The organism is uncultured Paracoccus sp. (assembly GCF_947496875.1).
In the GTDB taxonomy this organism is placed as follows: Bacteria; Pseudomonadota; Alphaproteobacteria; order Rhodobacterales; family Rhodobacteraceae; genus Paracoccus.
The window spans coordinates 138,460-158,389 of sequence record NZ_CANMEH010000008.1; the positions used below are offsets into that span (position 1 = coordinate 138,460).

The window sequence follows — 19,930 nt, forward strand, 5'->3', positions numbered from 1 at the left end:
CGACGCCTGCGTGACGCCGGGTCAGCGGCGCAGCTGCCCGACCGCCTGCGGCACCGCTGGCAGCCGGGCCAGCTGCACCATCAGGATGCCGGCCGCCACGATGATCGACCCGATCACGTCCGACGCGCCAAACCGTTCGCCCAGCAGCGCCGCGGCGATCGCCACCCCGAATGGCGGCGACAGGAAATGGAATGTCGCGGCGCGCACCGCGCCGATCCGCTTGACCAGCAGGAACCAGATGAAGGTCGCGCCGATCCCCGGTGCGACCACGGTGTAGAGGAACGCCAGCACCACCGTCCAGCTCCACCGGATCGGCTGACCGTATTCCCAGACCAGCGCCGGCAGCGCCAGCGCGACGGCGCCGACCGCCATCTGCGCGCCGACCGCCATCAGCACGTTCTGGCCGCCGCCGGTGCCCCGCACCGTCAGCGTTGCGACGGTCAGCGCGACCACCGCGATCAGGCACAGCACCGTCCCCCAGGGGTCCAGCCCCCGCGACAGCCGCACCCCCATGATCAGCGCCACGCCCAGCAGTCCGGTGACCAGCCCGGCCACGGCGATGGGCCGCAGCCGTTCGCCCAGGAACACCCGTCCGAACAGCGCCACCAGCAGCGGCATCATCGACGCGATGATCGCCGCAACCGACGCCTCGACGGTCTGCATGCCGACCCAGTTCAGCCCCAGATACAGCGCGTTCTGGCACAGGCCAAAGATCACCAGCGCCCGCCATTCGCGGGCCGAGAACTGCATCCGCTGCCCCAGCAGCCGGGCCAGCCCGATCGCCAGCACCGCCGACAGCGCAAAGCGGATCACCAGCGCGGTCAGCGGCGGCGCGGCGGTGACGATCACCCGGGTGGTGGTAAAGGCCGACGCCCAGAACAGCGCAAAGGCCAGCCCCATCAGGATCGCCCGCAGGTCCATCCGCTTTCCCGCCATGCTGCACGCCAGAAGTCGCGCCACTAGAGGCGGGGCGCGGCGGATTGTCCAGCCTCGCCCCCGCCCGTCCGCGGTCAGGCGGTGCGGCGCCCGGCCTCCGCCAGATCGGCGGGCGTGTTGATGTTGAAGAACGGGTCGTCCCCCGCGAATGCCACGCGCCGCGCCCCCAGCCCGTCGGCCCACAGCACCGGGCGGCGCAACCCCGCGGCCAGCGCCGCGCGCAGCTCGTCGCGCAGCGCCACGTCCCAGGCGGCGGCGACCGGATGGTCGCGCCCCTCATGGGTGGCCATCGCCACCGTCCCGCCCGCCGCCAGCAGCCGCGCGACCAGGTCGCGGGGCAGGAACGGGGTGTCGCCCGGCGCCGTCACGATCCGGGCGATGCCGCGCCCGGCAGCCCAGTCCATCCCCGCCAGCACGCCGGCCAGCGGACCGGGCCGGTCGGGGGTGCCGGGGAGCAGACGGTCCGGCAGCACCGGCAGGCCGAAGCTTGCATAGCGGGCCGGATCGCCATTGGCGCTGATCGCGTGTGCCGCGCCCAGCCGCTCGATCACATGCGCGATCAGCGGCCGCCCGGCCAGGGGCAGCAGCGGCTTGTCGCCGCCACCCATGCGCCGCGCCGCGCCCCCGGCCAGGATGATGCAGGCGTGATCCATCGCCCCGCATCCTGCGCAGCCGCGGCGGCGATGCAAGCGCCACCGCCCCCGGCCTGCTGCGACCACACGTGGCCGTTGCCGGGGCCGGTGCGCGGCCCTATGCTGGCGCCATGCTCGCGTATGTCACCCTGCCCGATACACCCGGCGCCGCCGACCGGCTGCTTGCCGACATCGCCGAAACCCTCGCCGCGGACGGGCTGCGCCTCGCCGGGGCGGTGCAGACCAACCTGGACCGCGGCGCCGACTGCAGCTGCGACATGGACCTGACGGTGCTGGGCGATGACGGCCCGCCGATCCGGATCTCGCAGTCGCTGGGCAACGGCTCGTCCGGCTGCCGCGTCGATGGCGGGGCGCTGGCCGTCGCCGCCGGGCGCGCGGCCGTGGTGCTGGATCGCGGCGCCGACCTCGTGATCGTCAACAAGTTCGGCAAGATCGAGGCCGAGGGCGGCGGCTTTCGCGACCTGATCGCCGGGGCGCTGGCCGACGGGATCCCGGTTCTGGTCGCGGTCGCGGCGCGGTTTGCCGGACCCTTTGCCAATTTCGCCGGCGATCTGGCCCGGCCGGTCGCCCCCGACGCGGCACTGGACTGGTGCCGCCAAGCCGCGGCACTGCGCGCGGCCGCCTGATCGCCCGCCGTGCCCGGCCTCGACCATCCTGACGCCGACAAGCCTGGCCGACCCGGCCGAGACGGGTCCGGCACCTCCCCGCCTGACCTCGCCCCCCGCGAGATCGACGCCCGCGACATGCTCTGCCCGCTGCCGGTGCTGCGGCTGCGCAAGGTGCTGGCGGGAACCCCGCCCGGCCGCCTCGTCCGGCTGATCGCGACCGACCCGGCCGCGGTCATCGACGTGCCGCATTTCTGCGACCAGGCCGGGCATGTCCTGATCGCCACCGACAGCGCCCCCGACGGCGCCCGCGTCTTCACCGTCCGCCGCGGCTGACCGGCCCCCCCGGCCGCGCCCCGCACTGCCCGCCGCCTTGCACCCCCGGGGCAGAGATGGTTCTGTGCGCGCGGCGACGGCATGACGGATGAGGAGAGCGCCGGTGCAGGCGATTTTCCTTGAAACGCTGCCTTTCTTCGCGCTGATCGGGTTGGGCTTTGCGGCCGGCTGGTTGCGCGTCTTTCCCCCCGATGCGACGGCCTGGCTGACCCGCTTCGTGTTCTATTTCGCGCTGTCGGCGATGCTGTTCCGCCTGGCCGCGACGCTGGACATCGCCGCGCTGTTCGACCTGCGCTTCGCGGTGGCCTATCTGTCCGGGTCGTTGGCGGTCTGGGCGGTCTGCTTCGTCGTGGCGCGGATGCGCGGCGCGCGCCTGGCCGAGGCCGCGATGGAGGCGCATACCGGGATGATCGGCAACACCGGTTTTCTGGGCGTGCCGATGCTGGTCGTGCTGCTGGGCGACGCGGCGATCGGCCCGGTGCTGATGGTGCTGACCCTCGACATGATCGTGTTCTCGACGATGATCACCCTGATCATCTCGGCCGCGCGCTACGGGCGGATCGGGCTGGGCACGCTGACCGCGGCGCTGCGCGGGGTGGTCGCAAACCCGATGATCGTGTCGATGGTCGCGGGGCTGGCCTGGGCCGCGCTGTCCCTGCCGCTGCCGCGCCCGTTCATGGATTTCCTGACCCTGCTCGGCAGCGCCGCGACGCCCGGCGCGCTGTTCGCCATCGGCGCCTCGCTGGCCCGCCGGCCGGTGGGGCGGATCGGCCCGGCCATCTGGCTCAGCGGGGCCAAGCTGGTGCTGCACCCCGCCGCGGTCGGGGCGACCGCGCTGCTGATGGGGGTGGCCGCGGGGCCGGCGGGCGTGATGGTCGCCGCCGCGGCGCTGCCGGTGGCGGGCAATGTCTACATCCTCGCCCATCACTTCCGGGTGGCCGAACAGCGCGTCTCGGCCGCCATCCTGATTTCCACGGCGGTCAGCATCGTGACCGTCCCGATCGTCATCCACGCCATCACAAGGGGCTGATCCATGCGCAAGATTTCCGAACTGCATCTCGAAAACCTTCTGTTCACGATGGACGAGGACGGGATCGCCGTGGTGACCCTGAACCGCCCGGCCAAGCGCAACGCCCTGGACGCCGCCACCATCGACGAACTGATCGAGCTGTTCTCGACCCTGCCCCGGGCCGGGGCCCGCGCCTGCGTGCTGCGCGCCGAAGGCCCGCATTTCTGCGCCGGGCTGGACCTGGTCGAACACTGGCAGGCCGACCGCTCGGCCGGCGACTTCATGCATGTCTGCCTGCGCTGGCACGAGGCGTTCAACAAGATGGAGTATGGCGGCGTCCCGATCATCGCCGCGCTCAAGGGCGCGGTGGTGGGCGGCGGCCTGGAACTCGCCTCGGCCGCGCATATCCGGGTCATGGACCAGGGCACCTATTTCGGCCTGCCCGAGGGCCAGCGCGGGTTGTTCACCGGCGGCGGCGCGACGATCCGGGTGGCCGACCTGATCGGCAAGGCGCGGATGATCGACATGATGCTGTCCGGCCGGCTCTATCGCGGGCAGGAAGCGGTGGATGTCGGGCTGGCCCAGTACCGGGTCGACGACAGCGAGGCCAAGGCGTTCGAGATCGCCCGCGCCGCGGCCCAGAACCCGCCGCTGTCGAACTTCGCGATCTGCTCGGCGATCAGCCACATGCAGAACATGTCGGCGCTGGACGCGGCCTATGCGGAGTCGGTGGTCGCCGGCGTCGTCAACACGCAGGAGGCCGCGCGCGCCCGGCTGGAGGCCTTTGCCAGGGGCACCGCCGCCCGGATCAGGCCGGACGCGGACCCGGCCGCCCGCGACGGCGACGGCGACGGCGGGTCGGCGCCGAGGGCCTGACCCGGCTGCGGACGCTGCAACGGCCCGCGGGTTCACACCGGAGCCCGCGACCGGCAGCGACAGGATCAGACCGCGCGGATCAGCTTGCCGTCGAACACCCGCAGCACCGCACGCAAATCGTGGCCGCGCTTCAGGATGCGGCCGTCCATCCCGATCACCGCGTACTGCCCCTGCGCGCCACGCAGCCTGGGCCGTTTCTCGATGCGATAGATCGGGGTCTCGGCGGCGCGGCGAAAGATGCTGAACACCGCCACCTCGCGCAGGAACGACATCGCATAGTCGCGCCATTCGCCGGCCGCCACCATCCGGCCATAGACCGACAGGATCAGCGCCAGCTCGGCCCGGTCGAACGCCGTCTGCGGCGGTGCCGGGGCCGGGAACGGCCCGCCCTGCGGCTGCCCCGACCCGGACGAACCGGGCGGCGAGGCGGGCGGGGAAAGCGGGGTCAGCATGACGCCAGCGTGACAGCCCGCCCGGCCCCGATCAATCGCAAATCAACCGGGACCGGACGGGCCTTCTGCATCAATAGCATGCGACCTTGGAAATCCGCTCGTCGACGCCGATCTCGACGTTCAGCCGCTCGACGTTGTAATCCATGGTGACGGCGTCGCCGGGTCCGATCACCCGGCTGCCGGCCGGCAGCATCATGGTGCGCAGCACCGACCGGGGCTGGCCGACCAGCCCCTGATAGGCCGACGCCTTGCAGGCATCCAGGTCGGGCTGGGGGTCGGCGGGCGGCATCGGCGCCACGCAGCCGGCCAGCACCAGCAGCGGAACCGTCAGCATCAGTCGGGTCATCATCACGCTCCTCAACCGCAGTCGATGTTGGAAATGTTGCCGGCCTGGTCCAGCCGGAACACGATCCGCAGCGGGTCGTATTCCTGCGGCTCGATGCCGCGATACTCGACCACGCGATAGGCGCGGGACACGCCCAGCGACGGGATGATGGTGCCCGGCTGGCCCAGCGCGGCGACATAGTCCCCGGCATGGCAGGCGTCGGGCTCACGTTCCTCCAGCCCGGCGATGCCGGTCACCGGAACCACCGGCAGCGCAGCCACCGGCTCGACCGGGGGCGGCGCAACCGCGACGGGGGCGCAGGCGGCCAGCAGCACGGACAGCAGGGCCGGGGCGAACAGTCTGTCGATCATCTCATCCATCGCTTGTAAGTCGGTTCCCGGGTTATAGCCTTTGCCGCGGGGGTTTGAGAACCGGCCCCGCACCGTACCGCGTTCAAGTTTCCGCGTCCCGCCCGGCACTTGCGCCGGCCTGCCCCGTCGCCCCCGCCCGCCGCCGCCGCCCGCCGACATCCTGCGGCTTTCGCCACGCACCGATCCGTGTCAGCCTGCCCTCACCCGGTTCATTGCGCAGGAGACGTCCATGTCAGACGCGATCACCCCGCCCGCCACCCTTCCCGCCGCGCACCCGGTGCCGCCCGAGGGATCGTTCCGCGACTCGGTCGACAGCATGTTCACCCAGGCGGTGGGGCTGCTGGACCTGCCGCCGGGACTGGCCGAAAAGATCCGGGTCTGCAACTCGACCTACACGGTCCGCTTCGGGGTCCGGCTGCGCGGCCAGATCCACACCTTCACCGGCTATCGCTCGGTCCATTCCGAACACAACGAACCGGTCAAGGGCGGCATCCGCTACGCCTCCAGCGTCAACCAGGACGAGGTCGAGGCGCTGGCCGCGCTGATGACCTACAAATGCGCGCTGGTCGAACTGCCTTTCGGCGGCTCCAAGGGCGGGCTGTGCCTGAACCCCCGCGACTGGGACGAGGACGAGCTGGAGCGCATCACCCGCCGCTTTACCTACGAGCTCAGCCGCCGCCGGCTGATCTCGCCCAGCCAGAACGTCCCGGCCCCCGACATGGGCACCGGCGAACGCGAGATGGCGTGGATGGCCGACGCCTACAAGCGCCTGCACCCCGAGGATATCGACGCCCGCGCCTGCGTCACCGGCAAGCCGCTCAGCATGGGCGGCATCGCCGGCCGCACCGAGGCGACCGGCCGCGGCGTGCAGTACGCCCTGCGCGAGGTGTTCCGCACCCCCGAGCTGCTGGCCCGGGCCGGGCTGTCGGGCACCCTCGACGGCCAGCGCATCGTGGTCCAGGGGCTGGGCAACGTGGGCTATCACGCCGCCAAGTTCCTGTCCCAGGAAGACGGGGCCCGGATCATCGCGGTGGCCGAACGCGACGGCGCCGTCATCAACCCCGACGGGCTGGACATCGAGGAACTCGCCGCGCATCTGCGCCGCACCGGCGGGGTCCGCGATTTCGAGGGCGGGCGCAGCTTCGACCCCGAATCGGCCCGCGCCCTGACGCTCGACTGCGACATCCTGATCCCCGCCGCGATGGAGGGCGTGATCCACGAAGGCAACGCCGCCGAGATCAGCGCCCGGATGATAGTCGAGGCCGCGAACGGCCCGATCACCGCCGACGCCGACGCCGCCCTGCGCAACCGCGGCGTGGTGATCGTGCCCGACATGTACGCCAATGCCGGCGGCGTGACGGTCAGCTATTTCGAATGGGTCAAGAACATCGGCCATATCAGCTTCGGCCGGCTGGAACGCCGGCAGGAGGAGGACCGCCACCGGCTGCTGGTCGAGGAGCTGGAACGGCTGTCCGACGACACCGGGCTGGGCTGGACCCTGTCGGCGGGGTTCAAGCAGCGCTACCTGACCGGGGCCGACGAGCTGGAGCTGGTGCGCTCGGGCCTCGACGATACCATGCGCGCGGCGTTCCAGAACATGGTCACGGCGATGGACAATGACAGCCGGGTGCCCGACCTGCGGACCGCCGGCTACATGGTGGCGATCCGCCGCATCGCCGACAGCTACTACGCGCTGGGGCTGTAGCCCGCCGCGGCCGCGCTCGCACCGCCGGCCGGAACAACGCGGGCGGCCCCCGACCGGGGCCGTTCTCAGCCGCGCCGATAGGCGGCGATCGCGCCCCACACCGCGTCCAGGTCGGCCGCCGTGACGCAATAGGGCGGCAGCACGTAGACGCTGTTGCCCAGCGGCCGCAGCAGCACCCCGTGATCCAGGAAATGCGCCCGCATCCGCGGGCCGTCCTCGGCCAGATAGCCCGCCGCCGCGACGCTCAGGTCGATGGCGGCGATGGTCCCCTGCCTTCGCGGGTTGACCCAGCCGGGCCGCGCCGCCAAGTCGGCCAGCCGCTCGGCCTGCAGCGCCGCCACCCGGTCCAGCGTCGCCTGCATCCCGCCGGCTTCCCACAGCCGCAGGTTGGCCAGCCCGGCCGCGCAGGCGATCGGGTTGGCGGTATAGCTGGACGAATGAAAGAAGGTCCGCGCTCGGTCGGTCGAGAAATGCGCCTGATAGACCGGCTCGCTGGCCAGCGTCGCGGCCAGCGGCACCGCGCCCCCGGTCAGCCCCTTGGACGTGCACAGGATGTCCGGCGCGATCTCGGCATGATCGCAGGCCCACAGCCGCCCGGTCCGGCCCCAGCCGGTCATCACCTCGTCGGCGATCAGCAGCACCCCGTGCGCGTCGCAGATCGCCCGCAGGTCGCGCAGGATGTCGGGCGGGTACATCAGCATCCCGCCCGCGCCCAGCACCAGCGGCTCGACGATCAGCGCCGCGATCTCGCCGGTCGCGGCCAGCGCCCGGAACGCCTCGCCCGTGTTCCGCCCGTCGCCGGTCGGGAACGGGATCCGGTCCACCCCGAACATCAGCGGCTCGTAGGCGGCGTTGAACACCCCGCGTTCGCCCACGCTCATCGTGCCGATCGTGTCGCCGTGATAGGAATGCTCCATCACCACGATCCGGTGCCGGGACCCGGCCCCGCCCGGCCGCGCCTGCCAGTAGCCCAGCGCCATCTTCAGCGCGACCTCGACCGCGGTCGATCCGCTGTCGGAATAGAACACCCTTGTCAGCCCCGCAGGCGCCAGCCGCACCAGCCCGGCGGCCAGATCCTCGGCCGGCTGATGGGTCAGCCCGGCAAAGATCACCTGGTCCAGCCGCGCGGCGGTTTCGGTGATCGCCTGCATGATCGCCGGGTGTCGGTGGCCGTGGGTGATCACCCACCAGCTGGAGATCGCGTCGATCAGCCGGCCCCGGTCGGTGTCAAGATAGGCGCCATCGGTCTGCTGCACCACCGGCGGCGCGGGCTCGGTCGCATGCTGGGTGAACGGGTGCCAGACCGGCCCGTCGATCATTGGAAATCCCCCGCCCGGAAATGGGCGCGCATCGCCGCGGCCAGGCTGTCCGCGTCCAGCGGGGCCAGCCGCGGCAACCGGCCCAGCACCCGGATCGCGCCCAGCGCCGCGATCGTGGCGATGTTGTCGGGATTGTCGTCGCCGATGAACGCCACCCCATGCACCCGGCAACCCCGCGCCCGCAGCGATTCCAGCGCGGTCAGCGTGTGGCTGATCGTGCCCAGCCCCGTCGTCGCACACAGGATCACCGGCAGGTCCCAGCGCGCGAACAGCTCGGCCGACAGCAGATCGCGGGTGACCGGCACCAGCACCCCGCCGGCGCCCTCGATCACCAGCCGGTCGGCACCGGGCGGGACCAGCTCGTCGGGGTCGATGGTCACCCCGGCCAGCTCGGCCGCGCGGTGGGGCGACAGCGGTTCGGGCAGGATCACCGCCTCGGGGTGGATGCGGGCGCCGGTCATCCGCGCGACGAACTCCGCGTCGCTGCCGGGCTGTGGCAGATAGGGCACATCCGGCGCAGGAACGTTTCGTGAAAGCTGCATGAACCGTGCATGAACATCGCACGAAATACCGGTCTGGACCGGCTTCCAGTAATCGGCCCCGATCAGCCCGGTCAGCCCCGCCGCGAACACCGTCTTGCCGATGTCCGTGCCGGTGCCGGTGATCACGAACCGTCCCACAATTCCTCCAGCGTTTCGGCCAGCCGGACGATGTCGGCGGGCTCCGCATTCAGCGTCAGCGCCACCCGCAGCCGCGAGGTGCCCTCGGGGACGGTGGGCGGGCGAATCCCGCGCAGGTCGAACCCGCGCGCCTGCAACTGCCCGGCCAGCGCCATGGTCTCGGCCGCCGGCCCACGGATCAGCGGCACGATCTGGCTGCCACTGACCGGCAGCTGCGGCAACCGTGCGGACAGTTCCTTTTCGAACAATGCGATACGGCGATGCAGCTCGGCCTGCCGGTCGGGCTCGTCCTGCAGGATTGCCAGCGCCTCGGCCCCCGCGACCGCCATCAGCGGCGACGGCGCCGTGGCAAAGATGAACGGCCGGCCCCGGTTCACGATGAAGTCGCGCAGCACCGCCGGCAGGCACAGCAGCGCCCCGGACCCGCCCAGCGCCTTGCCCAGCGTGTGCAGGGTGATGACGTTGCCGCGCCCTTCCAGATGCGCCGAGAGGCCCCGGCCGTGCGGCCCCCAGACGCCGGTGGCATGGGCCTCGTCCACCACCAGGAACCCGTGCGCGTCGGCCAGCTGCGCCAGCGCGTCCAGCGGCGCCCGGTCCCCGTCCATGCTGTACAGGCTCTCGACCGCGATCCACACCGACCCGCGCCCGCCATCCCGCCGCCAGCCGGTGATCACATCCGCGGCGTGGTCCGCGTCATTGTGCCGAAACAGCGCCGTCTCGGCCCGGGTCAGCCGCGCCCCTTCCTGGGTGCTGGCATGCGACAGCGCGTCCATCAGCACCAGGTCGCCGCGCTGCGGCAAAGTGCCGAACAGCGCCAGATTGGCGACATAGCCGCCGCCGAACATCAGCGCCCGTTCGGCGCCAAAAAAGGCCGCGGCCTGCGCCTCGAACGCCTCGTGCCACCGGGTATTGCCGCGCAGCAGCCGGGACCCAGCCGCGCCGACCGGGGTGCCGTCGTCCAGCGCTCGGCGCATCGCCGCGGCCAGCCGCGGCGCGCCCGCCAGTGCCAGATAGTCGTTCGAGGCGAAATCGACGCCGGCCCGCCCGATCAGCCGCCGGGCGCGTCCTTCGCCCGCCAGCGCCTCTAGGTCGCGGCGGAACGGGGCCAGACGGTCAGCTGGCGCATCGGCCGGATCGGACCCCCGGGGCACGGCTCAGCGCAGGATCGGGACCGGCATCTCCGCTCGGGGCGCCGGCGCATGATCACGATCGTCTGCCCGGTCCGCCGGCAGATGCTCATGCGCCACCATCGGCTGCATCCCGAGCCTGGCGAGCAGCGCCATGTCGCGATCCTCTGCCGGATTGTCGGCGGTCAGCAGCGTGTCGCCGACAAAGATCGAGTTCGCCCCGGCCAGGAAGCACAGGGCCTGCATCTCGTCCGTCATGTCGGTCCGGCCTGCCGACAGCCGCACATGGCTGGTGGGCATCATGATCCGGGCGGTGGCAATGGTGCGGACGAAGTCGATGGGATCGACCGGCTGCGCATCGGCCAGCGGCGTGCCGGGGATCGGGATCAGCATGTTGATCGGCACGCTTTCGGGCGGCTCGGGCAGGTTGGCCAGCGTCACCAGCATGTCGACCCGGTCCTGCTGCCCCTCGCCCAGGCCCAGGATGCCGCCGGAACAGACCTTGATGCCGCTGTCGCGGACATGGGCGAGCGTGTCCAGCCGGTCGGCAAAGGTCCGGGTGGTGATCACGTTCGCGTAGTGGCGTTCCGAGGTGTCGATGTTGTGGTTGTAGTAGTCCAGCCCGGCCTGCTTCAGCCGCCGCGCCTGGTCGCCGTCCAGCATGCCCAGCGTCATGCAGGTTTCCATCCCCAGGGCCTTGACCCCCTCGATCATCGCGACGACCTGGTCCATGTCGCGCGCCTTCGGGCTGCGCCACGCCGCCCCCATGCAGTAGCGGGTGGCCCCGGCGTCGCGGGCCTTGCGCGCCTCGGTCAGCACCCGCTCGACCTCCAGCAGCTTGGACGCGGACAGGGTGCTGCCGTGGCGCGCCGACTGGCTGCAATAGCCGCAATCCTCGGGGCAGCCGCCGGTCTTGATCGACAGCAGCCGGCTCAGCTGGATGCGGTTCGGGTCGAAATTGGCGCGGTGCACCGTCTGCGCCTGGAACAGCAGGTCCATGAACGGCATGTCGAACACCGCCCGCGCCGCCTCCGCGGTCCAGACCCGGCGGGTGGCGTGATCGGTGACGGCATCAAGATGCGACATGGCACGGCTTTCCTGTGGCGCGATGTTCCCGCCGGTTAACAGGTCCGGTCCCGCCTGTCCAATGCGAGCACGGCCCGCAGGCCGGATCCGCCGGTCACCGGGGCAGCTGCCGGTCCGGGCGCGCGGGCGTCAGGTGCCGCGGTCGTCCGGCAGCGCCTCGATCACGACGAAGGCCTGCGCCCAGGGGTGGTCATCGGTCAGGGTGACATGCACCACCGGCCGGTGTCCCGCCGGGGTCAGGGCCTGCATCCGGTCGGCCGCCCAGCCGGTCAGGGTCATCTGCGGCTGGCCGCCGGGCAGGTTCGTCACCGCCATGTCCTTCCACGCGATCCCCATCGCCAGCCCGGTGCCCAGCGCCTTGCTGCAGGCCTCCTTGGCGGCCCATCGCTTGGCCAGGGTCGCCGCCTCGTCGGGCCGGCGCCGGGCCCGCGCCAGTTCGACCGGCGTGAAGACCCGGTGCCGGAACCGGTCGCCGAACCGCGCCAGCACCCCGGCGATCCGGTCGATATTGGCCAGATCGGTGCCGATGCCGAGGATCATGGTTCTATGGCCTTAACTTCGTACCCCCCCAGGAACTCAGCCGCCCAGGTGGGCGGCCGCCCCCAGTGCCGGATTCCCTCGTCCTGCCAGGCTGCCGACGTCTCGTTCAAAATGCCCCGTTGCAACACCCAAGCAAGCAGCGCATCATGAGGATAGACGAAAACCCGTCCACCATCGCGGAAAGCGATGTGCAGACCCTTGCCTAGATATTTCTTGTCGAGCGTCAACCGCGCTTTGAGCTGTATCCGCAGCACGGTCGCGCCGTCGATGTGACAGGCAAGGAAATCGGCTCCCTGCCAGTCGTCGCTGAGCCACATGGAATGATAACCATAGTCGGCCAGCCGCGCGGCGATCTTCTGAAAGTTGTAGATTTCCTTCTGCCGGGCGTTCAGCGCCCCATAGTCGATGGGGAAAAAGCTCATCCCTGCCGCGCCGCGTCCATGCGGGCGCGCATCTCGCCGATCGCCGGCCCCAGCCCGGTAAAGATCGATTCGGCGATCAGGAAGTGGCCGATGTTCAGCTCGGCCAGTTCGGGGATGGCCGCGACCGGACCGACCGTGTCGAAGGTCAGGCCGTGCCCGGCATGCACCTCCAGCCCCAGCGACGCAGCCAGTGCGGCGCCGGCGCACAGCCCGTCCAGCTCGGCCGCGCAGTCGGCAGTGCGACCCTCGGTGTCCAGGTCGCAATAGGCGCCGGTGTGCAGCTCCACCACCGCCGCGCCGATCCGGGCCGCGGCCTCTATCTGGCGGCGGTCATGGCCGATGAACAGCGACACCCGGCAGCCGGCCGCGCGCAGCGGCGCGATGAAGTCGCCCAGCCGCGCCTCCTCCCCCGCCACGTCCAGCCCGCCCTCGGTCGTGCGCTCCTCGCGCTTTTCGGGAACGATGCAGACGGCATGGGGGCGGTGGCGCAGGGCGATGGCCTGCATCTCGGCGGTCGCCGCCATTTCCAGGTTCAGCGGCAGTCGCAGCCCGTCCATCAGCCGCGCGATGTCGGTGTCGCTGATATGGCGCCGGTCCTCGCGCAGATGGGCGGTGATGCCGTCCGCGCCGGCCGCCTCGGCCAGCAGGGCGGCGCGCAGCGGGTCCGGCCACGGCGTCCCCCGGGCGTTGCGCACGGTGGCCACATGGTCGATGTTCACACCCAGCCGCAGCATCCCCGCGCCTCCCCGCCAGCTTGCGCGGGCAGGTTAGCGTGCCCCGGCGGGCGAGGGTAGGGTCGGCGTGGCCGCCACCCACCAGCCCGGATGCGCGGCGGCGATCGCGCCCGCCGCCGCCCCTGCGGCGCCCGCATCGGGAAAGATGCCGAAGCACGTCGCCCCCGACCCCGACATCCGCGACAGCACCGCCCCCTGCCCGTCCAGCGCCGCCAGCACGTCCCCGATCACCGGCGCCAGGCCCAGCGCGGCGGGCTGCAGGTCGTTGCGGCAGCCCCGCAGCCACTCGATCAGCGCCGCCGCACCCGACCGGTCGGTCAGATCGCCCGGCAGATCGGGCAGGGGCGGGTTGTCGCGGCGGGTCAGCGCCCCGAAGACCAAAGGCGTCGCCAGCGCGACGCCGGGATTGACCAGCAGCAGATGCAGCACCGGCAGCCCCGCCACCGGCTCGACGCTGTCACCGACCCCGCGCATCCGCGCCGGGACCGAGCCGACGCAGACCGGCAGGTCGGCACCCAACGCCTCGGGATTCGTCGGACGGCGGCCGACCGCGCGCAGCAGCGCCGCGGCGTCCGCCGTCCCGCCGCCGATCCCGGATGCGACCGGCAGCGCCTTCTCCAGCGTGATCGCCACAGACGCGCCGACCGCGCGGGCGGCAAGCAGGCACAGATTGTCGTCGCCGGCCGGGACGTCGGCGGCAAAGGGGCCGGTCACCGCCAGCGAGAGCGGTCCCGGCGCCACGCGGACGCGGTCGCCCATCTCGGTGAAGACGACCAGCGAATCCAGCAGGTGATAGCCGTCAGCCCGCCGGCCGGTGACATGCAGGGCCAGATTGATCTTGGCCGGCGCGGGCTCGTCCCGAACTGCTGCGATCACGGGCGGTCGGGGTCCGCATCGTCATCCGCGGCGCTCGGCGTGTCCGACGGCGCGCCGCTGGCGTCCTCGCCCGCGCCCGTGCCCGCGGCGCCGTCTGCCTCGGCCGTCGCCTCCTCCGCCTCGGCCGGCGGTTCCGCGAAGCCCTCGGGCAGCTTGCCGCCATTCGCCGCCTCGGCCTCCAGCACCGCGTCCAGCCCGACCGCCAGCTTGGCGCGGATCCGGTCGCGGTCGGTGTCGGTGTCGGCTTCCTTCCACAGGCTCAGCGCCCGCTGCCACTGGATCTCGGCCTCGCGCCTGCGGCCGACCTTCCAGTAGATGTCCCCCATGTGGTCGTTGACCAGGCTGTCGTCGGACATCGCCGCGACGGCCCGCTCCATCGGCGCGACCGCTTCCTCGAACCGGCCCTGCCGGTAATAGGCCCAGGCGAGCGAATCCAGGATGTAGCCGTCATCGGGGCGCAACTCGACCGCGCGTTCGATCAGCTTCAGCGCCTCGTCCAGGTTGACGTTCCGTTCGACCCAGGAATAGCCCAGATAGTTTAGCACCGGCGCCTGGTCGGGCTGCAGTTCCAGCGCCGCCCGCATGTCCGCGTCGGCCCGGTCGAACTCGCCCGACCGTTCCAGCGCGATGCCGCGCGCGTACAGCGCGAACCAGCTGGCCTGCGGATCGGGATCGTCGGCCAGAATCTCGATCGCCCGGTCATAGGCGGCGACCGCCTCGGTCCATTTTTCCTGCTGGCGCAGCAGATCGCCCAGCGCGGTCCAGGCGGGCGCCAGCCGCGGCTGCGCCTCGGTCAGCGCCCGGGCGGCCCGTTCGGCATCCTCCATCCGCTCGGCGCGGACCAGCGCGTCGATCTGGGCCAGCTCGGCGACCGGCCGCAGCTCGCCCAGCTCCCGCATGGCGGTGAACTCGCGCTCGGCCAGGTCGAACTGCCCCACCTCCTGCAGGAGCTGCGCCACCATCAGCCGCGCCTCGCCCAGGTCGGGCGCCAGATGCGCGGCCAGGCGCGCATGCAGCAGCGCCAGCGGATCGGGATCCGGGCCACCCGACAGCGCCCCGGCAAAGGTCAGGAACACCTGCGCGATCCCGTCGGTCGGGGACCGGACCGCGGTGAACGGCAGGGTTTCGCCCGCGGCCAGACGCGCACGCAGGTCGACCAGCGCCGGCTCGGCCTCGATGCCGCCCAACTCGTCGATCATCGCAACGGCGTCATCGTTGCGGTCCAGCTGCGACAGCACCTGCGCATGCGCGGTCACGCCCAGCAGATGCGCCCCGGTGCCGGTTTGCGTCATCGCGGCATCCGCGCCCTCGTAATCGCCGACCGTGGCCCGGGCCAGACCCAGGTGATAGCGCGCCATCGCGGCCGCACCCTCGCTTTCCTCCAGCGCCGCGAAAGCGGCCATGGCGTCGGTGGCCCGGCCGGACCCCAGCAGCGCCCAGGCGCGGATCATCTCGTCCAGCAGCGCCCCGCCCGACAGGTCCGCGGGGCTGTCCAGCGTCTCGAGATCGGCGAGCAGCTCGTCCCAGCTGCCGGTCCGGGCCCGCTCGGCCCGCACGACAATGGTCGACAGCGGCGTCGCCTGACCCTCGCCCGCCATCGCGGTCGCCAGCCCCACCGCCTGGTCCACCTGCCCCGCGGAAATCAGCGCCACCAGCGTGCTGTCCTGCAGGACCGGGTCCTTCGGGTCCTGCTTCAGCAGGCGGCCGTACCACTGCGCCGCGGCCACGAAATCCGACTGCATCGCCGCCGCCCGCGCCGCCAGATAGGGTCCAGCCAGCCCCGACAGCGCGACCCCGGGATCGAGCGACCCGCCGGCCTCTGACGGGGCGTCGGTCCCCGGCGCCGGCGGCGGATCGGCCGCGTCCTGGGTCAGACGCAAGCCGGACGCTGCTGACCCCGCGGGGCGGGCCGCGTCCCCGGTGGATCGTGCCGAGCTGTCATGCGCCAGACCCGCAGCAGTGGACAGGAAGAGAACGGCCTGGACGGTCGCCAGAAACTTGAGGGGGGTCATGAGGCGGCACAGTCCCGGCAGATGCAGAAATGAACGAGATCGACCCGTACCCTAGTTGACCGGGAGTCCAGCGGCAATGCGTCCCGCGGCCCGGTCCCGCGCACCAGCCGCGCGGTCCGGCCGGCGCGCCGGCGTCAGCTGGCCGCCGCCTGGTCCAGCAGGTCGAGGTACATGCGCGCGCTTTTCTCTGGGCTCAGATTCTCGGCAACATAGTCGCGCGGCGCGAAACCGTCCCGCGCTGCCCAGAAGCGATCGAACCGCGCCTCGAGTTGCGGCTCGGTGAAGGTCACGCCGCAGCGCTCGTCGAAATACGGCACCGAGGACACGACCAGGTTCGCCGGCGCGGTCCGCACATCCTCGGGGTCGATCAGCTTGCCCTCGTCCCAGGCAAAGACCGGCAGGCCCGACGCCAGCGCCTCCTGATAGGCGATGCCCTGCGTCTCGTGGGCGGACAGGAACGCCAGGGTGCGCCCGCTGGCCAGGGCCGCGCGGTACTGCGACAGGGTGTGCTCGCCATAGCGCAGCACGACATGGCTCAGACCACGGTCGTCCAGGTGGCGGCGCAGCCGATCCCGGATCCGGGGCACCATCTCGCCGCGGTTCCAGTGGATCTTGTCATAGATGACGACGTCGCAGGTCTTGGCGTGGCCGGACAGGTCGGGCCATTTCGCCAGAGAGATCGGCGCGAAGAGCGGCTGGACATTGCGCTGCAGCCTGGGCCGCAGCATGTCGCAGGGCCATTGCGACGCGCCGACGATCACCCGCACGTTGCGGCCCTTCAGCGATGCCGCAAATTCGCGCGGCGGGCCGATATGCCCGGGGCCGAACACCGCCGGGTTGCGCAGGTCGACGCGGTCCAGCACCCCGTCATGGCCGATCACCCCGATCGGCTGATCCGGATGGCGGCGGGCATAGGCAAAGTCGTTGACGTGAACATCCACCCCGACGCTTTCCAGCCCTTCCTTGAGACTGCGGAACGCCGTGTAGAAGCCGGTATAGGGCTGCCGCCCGCGCAGAGTACGGTACGCGGTACGCAGGGCCAGGCGCGCATGCGACTGCAGCCGGCCAAGGGGCTGGTCCAGCGCCTGAACCTCGAACCCGTGGTAGAAGAGATCGACCCTGCGGCTCATGGTATCGGTTCCTGTCTCGGTCGGGATGCCGGAAACAGGGAGGTAACGATTTGTTAAGGACGCTGACAGGCTCCTCGCGAGTCAAATCCGCTCTTCACCCTCGATAGGTGAAAATCAGCCGATCCGCGCCACCCGGCCGGCGGCGAACCGCCGCTGCCGGGCCAAGCGAGCGGAGCGGGCGAGCAGGGCATATGTCCTGCCCCGCCCGGTCGCGGTCCTACATGTTGGGATAGTTCGGGCCGTCGCCGCCCTGCGGGGTGGTCCAGACGATGTTCTGCGACGGGTCCTTGATGTCGCAGGTCTTGCAGTGGACGCAGTTCTGGAAGTTGATGACGAAGCGCGCGCCTTCGGGGGCGCTGGCATCCTCGACCACCTCGTAGACGGCGGCCGGGCAGTAGCGCTGCGCCGGCTCGGCGTAGTCCGGCAGGTTCACCCGGATCGGCACCGTCGGGTCCTTCAGCTTCAGGTGGCTGGGCTGGCTTTCCTCGTGGTTGGTAAAGCTGAACGCCACGTTGGTCAGCCGGTCGAAGCTCAGCTTGCCGTCCGGCCTGGGATAGTCGATCGGCTTGAACTTCTCGGCCTTGCCGGTCGCCGCCGCGTCGGTCTTGCCGTGTTTCCAGGTGCGCAGGATGTTGCGCTTGAACAGGCTGGCGAACCACATGTCGGTGCCGCCCAGCACCAGCGACCCGATCATCCCGGTGCGCGACCAGGCCGGCTTGACGTTGCGCACCCGCTTCAGGTCGTCGGCCACCGGGCCGCTGCGCAGCGCGTCCTCGTATTCCACCAGCTCGTCGCCGCTGCGGCCCGCCGCGATCGCCGCGACCGCCGCCTCGGCGGCGTGCATCCCCGACTGGATGGCGTTGTGCGTCCCCTTGATCCGCGGCACGTTGACCAGCCCCGCCGAACAGCCCAGCAGCACCGCGCCCGGCACCGTCAGCTTGGGGATCGACTGCCAGCCCCCCTCGGAAATCGCCCGGGCGCCATAGGCCACGCGCTTGCCGCCCTCCAGCAGATGCGCGATCATCGGGTGGTGCTTAAAGCGCTGGAACTCCATGTAGGGGTTCAGATACGGGTTCTCGTAGTTCAGGTGCACGACGAAGCCGACATAGACCTGGTTGTCCTCGGCGTGATAGATGAACGACCCGCCGCCGGCGTTCTTGCCCAGCGGCCAGCCCATCGTGTGGACCACCTGGCCCGGGCGGTGCTTGTCCGGGTCGACCTCCCAGATCTCCTTCAGGCCGATCCCGAATTTCTGCGGCTCGTGCCCCTCCGACAGGTCGAACCCCTCGATCAGCTGCTTGGCCAGCGAGCCGCGCACCCCCTCGGCGATGAACACGTACTTGCCGCGCAGCTCCATCCCCGGCTCGTAGCTGGGGCCGGGGGTGCCATCGGGGTTCAGCCCCATCTCGCCGGCAACGACGCCCACCACCCGCCCCCCGGCCAGGCGGCTGTTGTCGCCCACCTTCAGGTCCGCGGTGTCGACCGGGTCCGCGCCGTCTGCATCCTGCGCGCCGTCCGACCCGTCGGGCGCCACGCCCTCCATCACCAGGGCGCTGGCCGCCATGCCCGGAAAGACCTCGACGCCCAGCTCCTCGGCCTGCTCGGCCAGCCAGCGGCAGACATTGCCCAGGCTGACGATGTAGTTGCCGTGGTTCGACATCAGCCGCGGCATCGGCCAGTTCGGCACCCGCATCGATCCCTTCTCGCCCAGCACCACGAAGCTGTCCGAGGTCACCTCGGTGCGGATCGGCGCGCCCTTTTCCTTCCAGTCGGGGATCAGCCGGGTCAGCGCGCCGGGATCCAGCACCGCGCCCGACAGGATGTGCGCCCCCACCTCGGAGCCCTTTTCCAGCACCACGACGCTCAGATCGGGGTCCAGCTGCTTCAGGCGGATCGCGGCTGACAGGCCGGCGGGTCCCGCCCCGACGATCACGACGTCATAGTCCATCGATTCGCGTTCGACGTGCTCCATGGCCGGTCCCTTCATCCAGTGCTGCTTGTCCCCAACCTAGTCAGTCTTTTCCGGGGCCACAATCGCACCCGCCACCGCCGCGCCCCGGCTCCGCGGAGCCTGAGCCGCCGACAGGGCAGCCCATGCCGTGTCATTGCGGCCCCACATCACACTTTATGGTTGCACGGCGCCTGCCGACAGCGACGGCAGCTTGCATGATCCCGGGGATCGCGCCACGATGGGACACGGACGAACGCCCCCGCCGAATGACGGGGGCGTTCGATTTGCTTGAACGGGCCGATCCCGGAGGACCGATGGAAAAGATACCGATGACCCGCGCCGGCTTCGACCAGCTGGACGCGGAACTGCGTGGGCTCAAGGGCAGCGACCGTCCCGCGGTGATCCGCGCCATCGCCGAGGCGCGCGAACATGGCGACCTGTCGGAAAACGCCGAATACCACGCGGCGCGCGAAAAGCAGAGCTTCATCGAGGGCCGCATCAAGGAACTTGAATCGATCATCTCGCGGGCCGAGGTGATCGACCCGACGCGGCTGTCGGGCAGCATCAAGTTCGGCGCGACCGTCACCCTGGTCGACGAGACCACCGACGAGGAAAAGACCTTCCAGCTGGTCGGCGAACCCGAGGCCGATCTGGAACGCGGCCTGCTGAACGTGCGCTCGCCGCTGGCCCGGGCGCTGATCGGCAAGGACGAGGGCGACAGCGTCGAGGTGGTGACACCGGGGGGCCAGAAATCCTACGAGATCCTGTCCATCCGCTATGAATGA

At 71.1% G+C, this 19,930-nt stretch carries 22 protein-coding genes; 6 read left to right on the forward strand and 16 right to left on the reverse strand.

Translation table 11 applies throughout. From position 1 onward, the window contains the following. Positions 1-21: 21 nt before the first annotated feature. Both Q0938_RS11620 and mobA read right to left on the reverse strand, forming a co-directional pair. Positions 22-921, reverse strand: coding sequence for a DMT family transporter (locus Q0938_RS11620; protein WP_299362386.1), 900 nt, complete (start codon positions 919-921; stop codon positions 22-24). 89 nt (positions 922-1,010) lie between these two features. Further along, positions 1,011-1,589, reverse strand: coding sequence for a molybdenum cofactor guanylyltransferase MobA (gene mobA, locus Q0938_RS11625; protein WP_299362389.1), 579 nt, complete (start codon positions 1,587-1,589; stop codon positions 1,011-1,013). 110 nt (positions 1,590-1,699) lie between these two features. On the opposite strand from mobA, the gene Q0938_RS11630 reads away from it, so the two are divergent. The 4 genes from Q0938_RS11630 to Q0938_RS11645 all read left to right on the forward strand — a co-directional run bounded on the left by Q0938_RS11630 (position 1,700) and on the right by Q0938_RS11645 (position 4,415). Next, the gene (locus Q0938_RS11630; RefSeq protein WP_299362391.1) at positions 1,700-2,215 is read left to right on the forward strand and encodes a DUF2478 domain-containing protein; all 516 of its coding nucleotides are present in this window, start codon (positions 1,700-1,702) and stop codon (positions 2,213-2,215) included. Positions 2,216-2,224: 9 nt separating this feature from the next. Continuing rightward, positions 2,225-2,530 (forward strand): sulfurtransferase TusA family protein, encoded by a 306-nt coding sequence (locus Q0938_RS11635; RefSeq protein ID WP_366942750.1) that lies wholly within the window; start codon positions 2,225-2,227, stop codon positions 2,528-2,530. A 103-nt stretch (positions 2,531-2,633) separates the two neighbouring features. Beyond that, the gene (locus Q0938_RS11640; RefSeq protein ID WP_299362393.1) at positions 2,634-3,560 is read left to right on the forward strand and encodes an AEC family transporter; all 927 of its coding nucleotides are present in this window, start codon (positions 2,634-2,636) and stop codon (positions 3,558-3,560) included. Positions 3,561-3,563: 3 nt separating this feature from the next. Next, positions 3,564-4,415 carry a crotonase/enoyl-CoA hydratase family protein gene (locus Q0938_RS11645; RefSeq protein ID WP_299362396.1) on the forward strand — a complete coding sequence of 284 codons (852 nt, stop codon included), beginning with the start codon at positions 3,564-3,566 and terminating at the stop codon, positions 4,413-4,415. Between the two features lie 65 nt (positions 4,416-4,480). Here the strand turns inward: Q0938_RS11645 and Q0938_RS11650 are convergent, their stop codons facing one another. From Q0938_RS11650 to Q0938_RS11660, 3 genes are all read right to left on the reverse strand, one after another. After that, complete coding sequence (locus tag Q0938_RS11650; protein WP_299362399.1) at positions 4,481-4,867, reverse strand: DUF2794 domain-containing protein; 387 nt, start codon at positions 4,865-4,867, stop codon at positions 4,481-4,483. Positions 4,868-4,937: 70 nt separating this feature from the next. After that, on the reverse strand, positions 4,938-5,213 hold the full coding sequence (locus Q0938_RS11655) for an I78 family peptidase inhibitor (protein WP_299362401.1): 276 nt from the start codon (positions 5,211-5,213) through the stop codon (positions 4,938-4,940). An 11-nt stretch (positions 5,214-5,224) separates the two neighbouring features. After that, complete coding sequence (locus Q0938_RS11660; RefSeq protein ID WP_299362404.1) at positions 5,225-5,563, reverse strand: hypothetical protein; 339 nt, start codon at positions 5,561-5,563, stop codon at positions 5,225-5,227. 316 nt (positions 5,564-5,879) lie between these two features. Between Q0938_RS11660 and Q0938_RS11665 the strand changes: the two genes are divergently transcribed. Next, entirely contained in the window at positions 5,880-7,268 is a 1,389-nt protein-coding gene (locus tag Q0938_RS11665) for a Glu/Leu/Phe/Val dehydrogenase (protein WP_299362504.1), read from the forward strand. Between the two features lie 65 nt (positions 7,269-7,333). Here the strand turns inward: Q0938_RS11665 and Q0938_RS11670 are convergent, their stop codons facing one another. The 11 genes from Q0938_RS11670 to Q0938_RS11720 form a co-directional block, all read right to left on the reverse strand. After that, the gene (locus Q0938_RS11670; protein ID WP_299362407.1) at positions 7,334-8,587 is read right to left on the reverse strand and encodes an adenosylmethionine--8-amino-7-oxononanoate transaminase; all 1,254 of its coding nucleotides are present in this window, start codon (positions 8,585-8,587) and stop codon (positions 7,334-7,336) included. Beyond that, complete coding sequence (locus tag Q0938_RS11675) at positions 8,584-9,267, reverse strand: ATP-dependent dethiobiotin synthetase BioD (RefSeq protein WP_299362409.1); 684 nt, start codon at positions 9,265-9,267, stop codon at positions 8,584-8,586. Before Q0938_RS11675 ends, Q0938_RS11670 begins: the two co-directional genes overlap by 4 nt. Beyond that, a complete protein-coding gene (locus tag Q0938_RS11680) occupies positions 9,252-10,418 on the reverse strand; it encodes an 8-amino-7-oxononanoate synthase (protein ID WP_299362413.1) in 1,167 nt (388 codons plus the stop codon). Before Q0938_RS11680 ends, Q0938_RS11675 begins: the two co-directional genes overlap by 16 nt. A gap of 3 nt (positions 10,419-10,421) precedes the next feature. Continuing rightward, positions 10,422-11,480, reverse strand: a complete 1,059-nt coding sequence (gene bioB / locus Q0938_RS11685) for a biotin synthase BioB (protein ID WP_299362416.1) — start codon at positions 11,478-11,480, stop codon at positions 10,422-10,424. A gap of 129 nt (positions 11,481-11,609) precedes the next feature. Next, entirely contained in the window at positions 11,610-12,020 is a 411-nt protein-coding gene (acpS, locus tag Q0938_RS11690) for a holo-ACP synthase (RefSeq protein WP_299362418.1), read from the reverse strand. Then, the gene (locus tag Q0938_RS11695; RefSeq protein ID WP_299362420.1) at positions 12,017-12,442 is read right to left on the reverse strand and encodes a hypothetical protein; all 426 of its coding nucleotides are present in this window, start codon (positions 12,440-12,442) and stop codon (positions 12,017-12,019) included. The genes acpS and Q0938_RS11695 overlap by 4 nt, the downstream gene beginning before the upstream one ends. After that, positions 12,439-13,176, reverse strand: coding sequence for a pyridoxine 5'-phosphate synthase (locus Q0938_RS11700; protein ID WP_299362422.1), 738 nt, complete (start codon positions 13,174-13,176; stop codon positions 12,439-12,441). The genes Q0938_RS11695 and Q0938_RS11700 overlap by 4 nt, the downstream gene beginning before the upstream one ends. A gap of 33 nt (positions 13,177-13,209) precedes the next feature. Continuing rightward, positions 13,210-14,049: a 4-(cytidine 5'-diphospho)-2-C-methyl-D-erythritol kinase gene (locus Q0938_RS11705; protein ID WP_299362506.1), complete on the reverse strand. Its 840-nt coding sequence runs from the start codon at positions 14,047-14,049 to the stop codon at positions 13,210-13,212. Beyond that, on the reverse strand, positions 14,049-16,064 hold the full coding sequence (locus tag Q0938_RS11710) for a tetratricopeptide repeat protein (protein WP_299362424.1): 2,016 nt from the start codon (positions 16,062-16,064) through the stop codon (positions 14,049-14,051). Before Q0938_RS11710 ends, Q0938_RS11705 begins: the two co-directional genes overlap by 1 nt. A 134-nt stretch (positions 16,065-16,198) precedes the next feature. Next, entirely contained in the window at positions 16,199-17,194 is a 996-nt protein-coding gene (locus Q0938_RS11715; RefSeq protein ID WP_299362426.1) for a glycosyltransferase, read from the reverse strand. Between the two features lie 217 nt (positions 17,195-17,411). Then, the gene (locus tag Q0938_RS11720; RefSeq protein ID WP_299362428.1) at positions 17,412-19,166 is read right to left on the reverse strand and encodes an electron transfer flavoprotein-ubiquinone oxidoreductase; all 1,755 of its coding nucleotides are present in this window, start codon (positions 19,164-19,166) and stop codon (positions 17,412-17,414) included. A gap of 293 nt (positions 19,167-19,459) precedes the next feature. Here Q0938_RS11720 and greA point away from each other — a divergent pair, with 293 nt between their 5' ends. Further along, positions 19,460-19,930, forward strand: a complete 471-nt coding sequence (gene greA, locus Q0938_RS11725) for a transcription elongation factor GreA (protein ID WP_299362430.1) — start codon at positions 19,460-19,462, stop codon at positions 19,928-19,930.